This window comes from Treponema bryantii NK4A124, assembly GCF_000421345.1.
Classification (GTDB): domain Bacteria; phylum Spirochaetota; class Spirochaetia; order Treponematales; family Treponemataceae; genus Treponema_D; species Treponema_D bryantii_B.
Genome location: NZ_ATWV01000002.1, coordinates 21701 through 34583 on the forward strand (window position 1 = coordinate 21701; position 12883 = coordinate 34583).

Annotated in this window: 10 protein-coding genes; all 10 read left to right on the forward strand. The window is 42.8% G+C overall.

Annotation, left to right across the window (positions count from 1 at the left end):
• Positions 1-57: 57 nt before the first annotated feature.
• The 10 genes from G626_RS17130 (at position 58) to ispH (ending at position 12868) form a co-directional block, all read left to right on the forward strand.
• Positions 58-2535 (forward strand): hypothetical protein, encoded by a 2478-nt coding sequence (locus G626_RS17130; protein ID WP_196800450.1) that lies wholly within the window; start codon positions 58-60, stop codon positions 2533-2535.
• Positions 2536-2611: 76 nt separating this feature from the next.
• Complete coding sequence (locus tag G626_RS0101790; protein WP_022931078.1) at positions 2612-3142, forward strand: adenine phosphoribosyltransferase; 531 nt, start codon at positions 2612-2614, stop codon at positions 3140-3142.
• 120 nt (positions 3143-3262) lie between these two features.
• Entirely contained in the window at positions 3263-4294 is a 1032-nt protein-coding gene (asnA, locus tag G626_RS0101795; RefSeq protein ID WP_022931079.1) for an aspartate--ammonia ligase, read from the forward strand.
• A gap of 78 nt (positions 4295-4372) precedes the next feature.
• Complete coding sequence (locus G626_RS0101800) at positions 4373-5359, forward strand: hypothetical protein (protein ID WP_022931080.1); 987 nt, start codon at positions 4373-4375, stop codon at positions 5357-5359.
• Between the two features lie 5 nt (positions 5360-5364).
• Complete coding sequence (locus tag G626_RS0101805; protein WP_022931081.1) at positions 5365-7308, forward strand: substrate-binding and GGDEF domain-containing protein; 1944 nt, start codon at positions 5365-5367, stop codon at positions 7306-7308.
• Complete coding sequence (locus tag G626_RS0101810) at positions 7289-8338, forward strand: RluA family pseudouridine synthase (protein ID WP_022931082.1); 1050 nt, start codon at positions 7289-7291, stop codon at positions 8336-8338. Before G626_RS0101805 ends, G626_RS0101810 begins: the two co-directional genes overlap by 20 nt.
• Positions 8339-8434: 96 nt before the next feature.
• Entirely contained in the window at positions 8435-8866 is a 432-nt protein-coding gene (gene yajC / locus G626_RS0101815) for a preprotein translocase subunit YajC (RefSeq protein WP_022931083.1), read from the forward strand.
• 17 nt (positions 8867-8883) lie between these two features.
• Positions 8884-10623 carry a protein translocase subunit SecD gene (gene secD, locus G626_RS0101820; RefSeq protein ID WP_022931084.1) on the forward strand — a complete coding sequence of 580 codons (1740 nt, stop codon included), beginning with the start codon at positions 8884-8886 and terminating at the stop codon, positions 10621-10623.
• Positions 10620-11837, forward strand: coding sequence for a protein translocase subunit SecF (gene secF / locus G626_RS0101825; protein ID WP_022931085.1), 1218 nt, complete (start codon positions 10620-10622; stop codon positions 11835-11837). Before secD ends, secF begins: the two co-directional genes overlap by 4 nt.
• 161 nt (positions 11838-11998) lie before the next feature.
• A complete protein-coding gene (gene ispH / locus G626_RS0101830) occupies positions 11999-12868 on the forward strand; it encodes a 4-hydroxy-3-methylbut-2-enyl diphosphate reductase (RefSeq protein WP_027726924.1) in 870 nt (289 codons plus the stop codon).
• Positions 12869-12883: the final 15 nt, after the last annotated feature.

A 12883-nucleotide genomic window follows, 5' to 3' on the forward strand; every position in this document is an offset into this window, starting at 1 on the left:
TTCAGCATCTTTCTAAATGAGACCCCGAAACAAGTTCGGGGTGACAGTATCTTTTCAGTGCAGAAATCAGCCCTGTATGCCGATAATCTAAGGGTAGAAATGACTTCTGGCCAGAAGATTGCTTTCAGTCTGCTAGCAGCCCTTGCGCTGTTTGCGGTTTTTGTTATGAGCTTGAATTCCAGACTATTTACGGAACTGGAAACGCGCTTTTATGCTCAGGCAAAAATCGAAGAAAACACCGGGCAGCTGGATAAGATTTCAGAAAGCTGTGATTTGTACATTTCGGAAATTCTCTCTCTAATTGAAAAAGGCGACAATGCCTGGGTAAAGAACGCCTCTGTGCGCTCCTATTACGTCCAGAATCCTTCGGAAAGTGATGTAAATACCCGCCGCCGCCTCACAGAATCCCTCTTTTCTGATATACCTGCCCTGCAAGGCATCAGAATTGTGGATAAAAACGGGCGAAACGTTCATTACAGCTCTTTTGACGATACCGACCTCTTAAAACAGAGCGGAATCACCAAGGTTTACAAAAATTACAACGACATAATTAAAGACGCGGGTGAAATACCTTTCGAAACTCTGCAGAAAATCACTTCTGAAACAAAGGCCGTGCTTTTGTGCGACGAAAGCCGCAGCCGCCTTATTATCAGCGTGCCTTTCTGCTGGGTAGACGGTATTTATTCCGGTCTTGCGCTTTTCTACCTCAACATGCACGAGATAGAAAAAACTCTCATCACCCGTGAGGTTATTTCTCTTGGCCAGAGTCTAACCCTTTATTCTGATGATGACTATAACGGCGGTCTTTTACTCAATCTTCCTCATGGAAAGAAAAATGATTTCCGCCTGCCGGTACTCAATTACTGGAAGACCAGAAGCGGTCAGCAGCCGGAAAAACTTCTTGCAATTCCGGACGGTGGTTTTTATCTTGGACTTTCAAGCAACCGCATAGGAAAAATCCGTGTAAGTGCCGTATATACAAGCGACATTTTTGAGCTTTCTACAGAGCTCCGCGTTCTCATTTATATCTGTATTTTCATTTCGATTCTCCTGATTGTCTTTTTGATTTTCAGCTTCTTCCGCGATCCTATGGTTACCCTCAAGAAGCGCATTAAAAAGATTCAGCTTGAGATTATCGAAAATTATATTGACGGCAAAGACAAGCGCGAGTGGGGTGAAGTTGCCCGCCATCTCCGTGTTCGCCGCAACGATTTAAGCGATGACATTATAAAGAGCCTCCACGTTCATTCTAAAAAGCGCCGCAAAGAGCTTTCTGATTATCTGGACAAAAACTGGGATGAGATTTTTGCTATTTTTGATACAAAGGCGGGAGAGACCTCTGGAACAGCAGCTCAGACTGGCGCGGCTGCTTCCGCTGGTGCCGCTGAATTAACAGGGGCTTCAATTGCTGAAATCCGCCGCATGCTGGAAGAAGTGCTTGCAAACAGAAATCTTGTTGCTCCGGTTGCTGCGGGTGCGGCTGTCGGTGCTACTGTGGCTGCGGCAGGTGCTGCAAGTGCGGTTAAGAAGGCCCAGCCTGCGGTTCAGGAAGAAGTTGATGATATTGATGAACTCGACGAGGTAGAAGAGCTTGCAGAAGATGTTGATGAACTTGATGAGGTAGAGGAACTCGCAGAAGACGTTGGTGAGCTTGACGACGCAGAGGAAGTCGAGGAGCTCGCAGAGGATGTTGATGAGCTTGATGACGCAGAGGAAGTAGAAGAGCTTGCAGAAGAAGAGCCTGTTGAAGAACTCGATGATGCAGAAGAAATTGAAGAGGCTGAAGAAGTCGTTGAAGAACTCACAGAGGAAGAGTCTTCTGAAGAAGCCTCTGAAGAAGCCTCTGAAGAAGAAATCGAAGACCTCTCTGATGCAGAAGAGCCTGTAGATGAACTCGACGAAGTAGAAGAGCTGAACGAAGAGGTTGAAGACCTCGATGAAGCAGTAGATGAACTCGATGAACCTGTAGAAGAACTTGAGGGAGACGATGAACTCGAAGTTCTCGAAAGTGCCGAAGATGAAATCGATGCCATGATTAAGAGTATGGCACCTCCTCCAAAAAATTACGTGCCATCGAACGAAACTTACTTCGCTACAGAAAAATTTGCCACAGTAGAAAATCTCTATGCCGAAGAGCTCAAGCTTGGAAACTTCACTTCATATTTCAAGAAAGGTGCAATGCCAATCGAAATCAAAATCTATCCACTCCCGGCATATGAAGCTGAAGAGGCAGAACCCGAAGAAGAGTTGATTGAAGATACAATTGATGATGTCGTAGAAGAGACTCCGGCTGAAACAGCGGTTGAAGAACCTCCGGTCGAGGAGCTCACAGAAGAAGTTCCTGATTATCTTCCAGAACCAGATTTCTCAATGACCAGCTTCGGCGAAAACCTTTCAGACGACCTCCCTGAACTCCAGGAAGAAAAAGTAATCGTCGAACAGGATGACGGCGTTTTCAGCATCGCCGAAGACCTCAAATACACCGACATAATCCAGGACGCCGACTTCAAGAGCCTGGTTGATTCAGTTCTATAATCTCAAATCCCACTTGCCCTAAATCAAGCATAGATTTATAATATTTTCGTTATTTTTTATTTTCAGAAGGTTTCTTATGACTTTAGAGATGCTTGATAAGGCTGTGCGCCGTGTTCCTGATTTTCCAAAACCTGGAATTCTTTTCTATGATATTACCGGAGTTCTTGTAAATCCGGATGCCCTTAAATTCTGTATTGAACAGATGATAGAAAAGTATAAGGACGTAAAGTTTGATGCGGTTGCCGGTGTTGAAAGCCGCGGTTTTATCTTTGCAGCTCCTTTTGCAGAAAAGCTTGGAATCCCTCTTGTTTTGATTCGTAAAAAAGGAAAGCTCCCTGGCGAAACTTACCAGTGCAGCTATTCTCTTGAATATGGTACTGCAACAATCGAAGTGCACAAAGCCGACATTAAAAAAGGCGGACGCTACCTTGTTGTAGATGATTTGATTGCGACTGGCGGCACGCTCGCAGCTGCCAAGAACCTGATAGAGCAGGGAGGCGGGGAAGTTACTGATTTCTTTGGCGTAATCGGTCTTCCCGCATTAAATTATAAGTCTGTTCTTGCTCCGTGTAATGTTACTACATTAATCAATTATGATGGCGAGTAGATTGCCACGTCGCTAACGCTCCTCGCAATGACGGAGCGTCGCAGAACTCCTCGCAATGACAAAAGCGTCATTGCGAGCGTAGCGAAGCAATCCATATTATTAAGAATAAGGATAAATACTATGATAAAACTACCAAGTAAATATAAAGCAATTCTCGGAACTCGTGAAACCGAGCATGCAATTGTTGCAATTAAAGATTTCTTTCAGCTGGCCTTGAGTACAGAACTCAACCTCACCCGCGTTACTGCACCTCTTTTCGTAGATGCAGGAAAAGGTATTAACGATGACCTCAACGGTGTTGAACGCCCTGTAAGCTTCCCGGTTAAAGACCTGGGTGATGCTAAAATGGAAATCGTTCAGTCTCTCGCTAAATGGAAGCGCCTTAAGATTACTTCCCTCGGACTTGAACCAGGCTTTGGTATCTATACAGATATGAATGCCCTTCGCCCGGATGAAGAACTTGATGCAATTCATTCTATTTACGTTGACCAGTGGGACTGGGAAATGGCAATTGATCCAAAGGACCGCACTGTTTTTTACCTTCACGAAATTGTTAAGAAGGTTTACCGCTGTATTCAGAGAACTGAATTCTTCCTTTATGACCGCTATCCACAGCTCAAGCCAATTCTTCCAAAGGATATCAAAATTCTTTACGCAGATGATTTACAGAGACAATATCCGAAGCTGACTCCAAAGGAGCGCGAGGATAAGGTTGCCAAAGAATACGGTGCTGTATTTATTACCGGTATCGGCGGCAAGCTGGACGATGGCACTATTCACGACGGTCGTGCTCCGGATTACGACGACTGGATTACAGAATGTGGAGATGGTCACCGCGGATTGAACGGAGATATTCTTGTATGGAACCCTGTTCTTGAACGAGCTTTTGAGCTTTCTTCTATGGGTATTCGTGTAAGCCCTGAAAGCCTTAAGGCCCAGCTGGAAGAACGCGGCTGTCCTGAGCGCGCTAAGCTTGAATTCCATTCACGCCTGCTTAAGGGTGAACTCACACAGACTCTGGGTGGCGGTATCGGTCAGTCACGTCTTTGTATGTTCCTCCTTCGCAAGGCTCACATCGGTGAAACTCAGGTTAGTGTGTGGACAGACGCAATCAAGGCCGACTGCAAAAAGCACGGTATTGAGTTACTGTAGATTGCCACGTCGCCCTGCGGGCTCCTCGCAATGACGTCATTGCGAGCGTAGCGAAGCAATCCATTGTTATAATTGATAATGAACACTGAATATAAATTCACATCGCAGGAACTTGAGTCTCAGATAGCAACCCTTTCACAGAAAGGTATTACTGAACTTTCTATTACTGATGAAAAGGTTTCTCATGACAAAAACAGGCTCCTGCGACTTATGAAACTTATCGCGCAGCATGCGTCCGAGGTGTTCGTTTCTTTTCTTGTAGATGCAAGTCTTATAGACCGCGAGGTTATTTCTGCTGCTCAGAACATTTTCTGTTCTTTTGACATTCCCCTTGAATGCAGCGAGAAGGGCGGGCATCTTCTTTTTGATAAAAAGTTTTATGCAAACAAAGCCCGCCTCTTAAACGAGTCCGGCCTTGTTTTTGGTTTTCATCTTACCTATGCAGCAACACCCGGCGACAGCTTAAAGCTCTGTTCTGAGCGCCTTGATTTTGCTGTGCAGCAGTATCCGAATCATATTGAATTTCCTCAGATAATGAACAATGAGCTGGAGCCTCCAAAGGTTAGCGGAACTTTTTCTGCCCAGGATATCCGCTGGTGCCGCGACACTGCCTTTGCCTGCCGAACCTTTTACACAGCCGGCCGCGCAGTTCCATGGTTTCTTTCGGTGCTAAAACCTCTGCGCATTTATCCTTCCCGCTTTTTTTCAGATTTTGCAGAATGGCAGCGGGTAAATAACTGCTCTTACAAAAGCGGCTTTTATCCAGAAGGTGAAAATCACAAATCAATAGAAAAAATGCAGCTGCTTTTTCTTGATGAAAAATATGAAGAAAAGCATTGCCACTCTTTAATCAGTCTTATGCATGACATTGTAAAAATAAACGGTGCAATGTCGCGCCTGGCCGGAGAGGGAGAAGAGTCAATAATAACCACTTCCTATAATCCGGATGATTTACTTAGTGAAGAAGCCTTTGATCTTACTGCCTTTGCAGAAAATGTCTGCATGGAAGAGTGTAAGGTAAAGATTTTTTCTAATGGCGAATATCCTGATTATGAGATACAATAATTTGTATGTATAACATAGCTGTTTTTGTACATAACTTTTCGGTCGAATATGCCGACCTGGTAATTCAAGGAATTTATAAGTTTTTCTCAGAACGAAAAGATGCCCGGGTTTTCTTTGTGCAGACAGCAACTCCACATATAAAAGACGGGCTCTATGAATATCAATACTGGGCTTCTACAGAATATCTCAAATCAGAAGTTATAGATGAAATAATCGTTGTTTCTAATACCTATTGTATTTATAAAAAGCAGGATGAACTTAAAGAACTCTTAGAGCCTTTTAAGGGTAAAAAAATAGTTTCCATAGGAATGAAGTTTGATGACCCTGACATTCATTATACAACGGCAAATTGTGATTCTGTTTATGATGAAATTGTGGGGCATTTAAAGAAAGTTCACGGCTGTACAAAAATCGGTTTTTTTTCTGCAAATAAGATTCAGTCTCAGGAAGGCTGGGAACGCTTTGAAGCTTTTATGAGAGCTCTTAATAAACATGGCCTCGAGTTTCATCCGGAATGGGTGCTGGACGGGGCTTTTACAAAATCATCTGCTTTTGCAGAAATGAAGCAGAAGTATCACCGAAAAGAAGATATAAAATACGAAGCTATAATTTGCGCCAACGACCTTATGGGTATGGCCGTCCTCGATTATTTTACTGAGCTTGGAATTAAGATTCCTTCAGAAATGAAAGTCTTTGGTTTTGATAATACTTCTCATTCAGTTTTGAGTGTACCGAGTCTTTCTACAATAGATCAGAATATAGAAGAGCAGGGCTATGCAGCGGCAGAGCTTGGTTTTAAGCTTTTGAAGGAAGGAAATAAAAAGAAGAATAATCAGCAGCTTACTGTAAATACAAATCTTAAAGCAGTTTACCGTCGTTCCTGTGGTTGTGAAGATTTACTTGAACGTAAAAAACGTGACGTATTTAAAGTGGCCGCTTCGCATTATGATGAACTTCGCAGAATCGGAAACCTTTTTGATGTAATGAAGGGAACTTCTAATCTTGATGATTTTGCAAAATCCTTTAAAGCAATTGTTGACAGTTCAGGCTTTTCAAAACTGGTTGTCTTTGCCCTGCGAGAACCGGTAAATGTTTTACGCGATGATGATTTTGTAATGCCGGCGGAAGCAAGACTTCTTCTTAATATCGATACGGAAAATGATATTGCAAAATATTACGAAGATAATGATTATATAGAACTAAAAAAATCTCTCTTTATTAAAAAACAGGCAGATAAGAATTCGGGCTGCTTTATTTTTCAGCCGGTAGCCCAGGGAACTCTGCAGTACGGATATTTGTTTTGTAAGGCAGAACGTACTGATTTTGGCATGAACAATATTCTGCTTAAGGTAATTACCAGTGTAATTGTACAGGCTTATGATTACACCAAAACTCTTAAACAGAAAAATCTTCTTGAGACAATGAATAAAGAGCTGAAGGAAAAGAATATTGACCTTAGCATCAGCTCTAAAACAGATGAACTTACAAAGCTTTTGAATCGCCGAGGTTTTATGGAATACGGCCAGAAGCTGATTTTCTTTTCTCAGGAAATTGACAACGACGGTGTTGTCTTTTTTGCAGATCTGGACGGCCTTAAGAGGATTAATGATAAATATGGTCACGAATATGGTGATAAGGCAATTATCGGTGTAGCAGAGGTTTTAAAAGCTGCTTTCAGAAAAATGGATATTATCGGACGGTTAAGTGGAGATGAATTTGGAATTATTGCTTCCGGAATGGATACAACACATATTGATAAGCTTAGGGAAAAAGTTGATTCTATGTGTGCTGATTATTCTGAAAAAAATAAATTTCCTTTCCTGCTTTCCGTGAGTCTTGGAGTAAGCAGTTTTGATTATATGAATAAAGATTTGAATGAACTTTTGATGGCTGCTGATCAGAGCCTTTACGAGCAGAAGAAAATACATCATGCAAGAATTAAAATTTAGTACAAGCCAGACTGAGCGGCTGGATGAGTTTTTAAGACGGGAATTGCCTGCTGCGGTGGTTGAGTGTGCGGGTTCTAAGCGGTCCCTGAGCGGAGTCGAAGGGATCGAAACCACGCAGAAAAACGAAGTTCCGGTTTTTTCAAATTCAAAAATAAGACGTCTCATATTAGCGGGGGCCGTCCAGGTAAACAGCCGCCCCGTTTTGCGCCCTGCCTTTGAGCTCCGCGGCCACAGCAATATTACGGTTCGCTTTGAAGCAGAGCGCTTTTTTTACGAAAAACAGCCCGACGACCTTGCCTTTGAAATGTCGGACCAGGCCATTTTATATGAAGATGAAAATCTCATATTTGTTAATAAACCCGCAGATTTTCCTGTTGAACAGACAATTACCGGAAACCGTGCAAATCTTCATGATGCACTTGTAGACTATTTGTGGAAAAGAAATCCGTCTCTGCGAAATCCGCCTTATGTTGGAATTATGCACCGCCTGGACCGCACGACCAGCGGAGTAATTATGTTTACAAAAACAAGGACTGTGAATAAGGAAGTGTCGGAAATCTTTCAGAGTCATAATCTTACCAAGCAGTATCTTGCTGTGGTGGAGGCCCCTCGCGGCACCGATGCCTGTCATCCTGAACGCAACTGTAATCACGAACGCAACTGTCATCCTGAACTTGATTCGGGATCTCAATTCACCGTCGAAATGTTCATGGGCCGTATCAATGGAAAATCCCAGCAGGGGAAGTGGGGCCAACTCAGCGAGGCCCGCGGCGGCCAGTATTCAAAAACAGACTTCCGTGTCCTAAAGCCGGTCACTGTTGAAGGCCGCAAGTGTCTTCTTATAGAATGCAGTCTTTACACAGGCCGTACCCATCAGATTCGCGTTCATCTGGCAAGCCGCGGCCTGCCGATTCTGGGCGATACTTTATATGGCGGAGCCCGGGCAAAACGCTTATATCTCCACGCAAATCATCTTTCTTTTACTCTGAATGATAAAAACTACGATGTTTCCGCTCCTTTGAATTTATAATAGTGTCAATATTTACCATTGATTTACGGCCTGAATCGTGTTATAATTTTTAGACTGATTTTATAATCAGATTTTAAAAACAGGATGGAAACATATATGTCATTTATCCCATTTTTGCAGGCAGGTGGAGCAGCAAGTGCTTCTACTTCTGGTTCACTTGTAGGAAGCCTTCTTCCTTTTCTGCTCATTATCGTTATTTTTTATCTCTTTTTGATTCGTCCACAGAACAAGAAACAGAAAGAAACACAGAAAATGCTCGACGCATTGAAGAAGGGCGACAAAGTAATCACCATCGGAGGAATCCACGGAACTGTATCTTCTGTTAAAGAAAATACTGTAATCGTAAAAGTTGATGATGACTGCAAGCTCGAATTCAACCGCACAGCTATTTCTTCTGTAGAGCTCACAGAAGCTGAAAAAGCAAAGCTCGCTGAAGAAGCAAAAAACAAAAAACTTTTCAAAGGTAAAAAATCTTCAGACCCTGTAGCAGCAGAAAAAGCTGCTGAAAATGCTGAAGAAAACAAATAATTGGAGTCTATAAAAAAATGAACAAAAGAACTCGTTTATTGGTTCTGCTGGCTGTTATTGCCCTTTGTTTCGTTTTCCTCTGGCCGTCAATCAGCTGGTACGGAAGAACACCAAAGGAATTGCAGCAGCTTGCTTTAGGTTCAACAGAAAACATTAAGAACTATGCTGAACTTAAGGCTGCAGAAGATGTACGTAAAATTAAGAAGCTTGATTTGTCTTCTACAATCACAGAAGATTATTCATGGCTTAAAAAAGATGTAAGCAAGAGATACAAGGCTCTTGATAAAAAGGTTCCTGCTGAACTTACATGGAAGGATGTCCTTTCTGCATACGACAGTGAACTTGATTTCCTTACTGTTTTCCAGACACGCTATCGTGAGGAAATCCTTAAAGCAAAGCATTACTACGAAAATTCCGTAAAGCTTGGTCTTGACCTTTCCGGCGGTATGAACATTATCGTTAAGGCAGACCTCGATGCAGCCCTTGAATCTATGGGTGATGCAGTTGCTACAGAAAATGCCGCTGACTTCAAAAAGGAAGCAATGGCTAATGCAATTGAAAATCTTTCAAGCCGTATCGATAAGTTTGGTCTTACTTCTCCTGTTATCCGCCAGCAGGGCGATGACAGAATCTACATTGAAATTCCTGGTGCTGCTCAGGCAGACGCAATCAATACATTGATTATGGGTAAGGGTATTTTGAACTTCCGTCTCGTAGATATGGAAGCAACAAACCAGTTCAAAGCATACTATGCTCAGAATCCTGCAACAACCTTCAACGCAATCGGCGAATTGATGGATCCTTCTATTATTCCTGAAGACTGCGAAGTTTTCGGTGAATATAGAAAAGATGAATATGGTCTTGATGAGCGCTATGACTGGGTTGTTGTAAAGAAGGAAATTGCCCTCGATGGTCAGCATGTAAAATCTGCTATCGTAGGTTCTGATGAATTTACAAATCAGCCGGAGGTTCACTTCCAGCTGGACAGCGAAGGTGCTGTAATTTTTGGTGACTTCACAGGTGCTCACGTTGGCGAAAACCTTGCAATCGTAAGCGATAACAAGGTTAAGTCTAATGCCCGCATTCAGACAGCTATCACTGGTGGTTCAGTTTCCCTTTCTGGTGGTTTCAGCTACGAAGAAGCAGACAATATCAAGAAGGTTCTCCAGACAGCATGGCTCAACGTTCCTCTCGAGGTAGAAAGCCAGCAGGTTATCGGTGCTTCTCTTGGTGAAGATGCAATCCGTGCAGGTGCCAAGGCAATTCTTCTTGGTCTCGGCCTTATCCTCATCTTCATGCTGATTTACTATAAGGCTTCTGGTATCAACGCTGTAGTTGCTCAGGTTTTGAACCTCTTTATGATGTTCTCTATCCTTTCTGCTTTCAATCTTACACTTACACTTTCTTCTATTGCCGGTATGATTCTTACAATCGGTATGGCCGTAGATGCTAACGTTTTGATTTTTGAGCGTATCAAGGAAGAGCTTCGTCAGGGTAAGAGCCGTCCAGTAGCAATCTCTATGGGATTTGATAATGCTTTCTGGGCAATTATGGACTCTAACATTACAACATTCATCGCTGCTATCTTCCTGAGTCAGCTTGGAACTGGTGCTATCCAGGGCTTCGCTGTTTCTCTTGCAATCGGTGTTGTTTCATCTGTATTTACAGCTTTGTTTGTATCACGCCTCATTTTCGACTTCGATACAGATGTACTTCATGCTAAGAAAGTAAGCATTGGTTGGGGGATTAAACAATGAAAAAGACAATAAACTTTAGTAAAGGCTTCCTTCCTGCCGCTATTTTTTCTTGTGCAATTATTGCACTTGGTATTGTTGGTTTTTGTGTAAAGGGAATTAACCTTGGCTTGGATTTCCGTCCTGGTCTTATTGAAGAGATTCGTGTAGCAGAGCCTGTTGCAGAAATTTCTTATAAGGGTGCTGCAAATGTTTCTATGGATCTTTCTGCCGGTCAGATGGATATCATCATTTCTGGTACTGGTGCTGATAACGAAACACGTTCCTTCAACTTTGCAGTTCTCAAGACTGTTGGTGAACTTGCTGCTGAAGTAAATAAGCTTGCTGATGTTACAATGACTGTAAAGAATGCTTCTTATGATTCTACAAAGCTCTTCTTGAACTCTGCCGTTACAAATCAGCTTACTTCTACACCTATTTACATTTATCCGGCTGGTACTTCTGAAATTACAACAGATGATATCCGTAACGCTCTTGGCGAGGTTGGCGGAAACATCAAACAGCTTGGTACTGGTGCAGATGCTTCTTACCAGATTCGTATGGGTGTAAGCGAAGGCGATGCTCAGAATGAGATTCAGTCTTCTATTAATGACAAGCTTTACAAGGCCTTTGGAAAAGAGAAGGTAGCTATCGTAAAGACAGACTTTATTGGTGCTGGTATGTCAAAATCAACATCTATCAAGTCTATCATCATGTTCATTGCAGTAGTTGGACTTATCTGGCTCTATGCAACAATCCGCTTCCACTGGGACTTTGCCCTTGGTTCGGTAATTGCCCTGATTCATGATACTTTGATTATGTTCACCTTCATCATCTGGACTCAGATGGAATTCTCTTCTACTGTTCTTGCTGCCGTTCTTACAATCGTAGGTTATTCTATCAACGCTACAGTCGTAATCTTGGACCGCGTCCGCTATAACCTTAAGATGATGCCGGAAGCAAAGACCTTCAACGAGATTCTGAACAAGTCTTTGAGTGATACTTTCACACGTTCTGTTTTGACAACTGTAACAACATTGTTCGCTGTAGTTTCTCTCTTTGTATTTACAAGCGGAAGCATTAAAGACTTCTCTCTTGCAATGATTGTCGGTTTGATTTGTGGTATGTATTCTTCTATCTTCATTTCAAGCGGCTTCATTTCTGCTTCAAGAAAGAACTGGAAAGCAGAGTACGGTGTACACCACTCACTCAAGCACGTTCGTGCTGACGAAGAATAGTATGTCATCCTGAACCTTCGCAGCATAGCTGCTCGGAGACTCGCTAAAAATAGTCCACTGGACTATTTTTGCCCTGCTTTGCAGTGCCGCTCCCTATGTTTCAGGATCTTTCTAAAAGATGCTTTGTTTACACAAGGCATCTTTTTTTTTATACTAACGGAATGGAAATTATTAGAGCTTCGGTGCTGGGGTTTTGTTTTGGTGTAAGACGCGCCGTTGAGCTGGCAGAAAAAGCCCTTGCCGAAAATCCGGGCAAAAAAGTTTATTCTCTGGGGCCTTTGATTCATAACGAAAATGCCTTGCGTGCTCTTGAAGCAAAGGGACTTCATATTTTAGAAGAAACAGAAATCTCCGCTCTCAAAGAGGGCAGTGTAGTAATAATCCGTGCACACGGAGTTGCCCCGAGCGTAACAGATGCCCTGGAAAAACGAAGCTGTCAGATAATTGACGCAACCTGCCCGCGCGTAAAAGCCAGCCAGAAAATGGTTGAGCGGTATTCCTCGGAAAATGATTATGTTGTGCTTACCGGCGACCGTAACCACGGCGAGGTAATTGGAATTGCAGGTTATGCTGGTGAAAACTTCAGTCAGATTCAGGATTTTGAAGAGGCAGAAAAGTTTGATATTCCCCGCAGCGAAGAAAAAAATATAATTCTTTTGAGTCAGACAACCTACAGCCCAAAAGAGTTTGAGAAAATAGAAGGCCTCTTCCGCCAGAAATTTCATAACCTTGCAGTAATGAATACAATCTGCCCGGCTACAAACGAACGCCAGCAGGCTTTGCTTGAGCTTTGTTCTAAGGTAGATGGTGTGCTCGTAGTAGGCGGTAAGAACTCAGCAAACACCAAACGCCTTTATCAAACCGCCGTCGCAAACTGCAAACAGGCAGCCCACATCCAGTCCGCCGCCGACATCCCTCAAGAGTTCTTTAATCTAAAAACAATCGGCATAACAGCCGGCGCATCAACCCCAGACGAAATCATCGAAGAAGTAGAAAATGGATTGCTTCGCTCCGCTCGCAATGACGTGTAGCAGTCTATATATTGA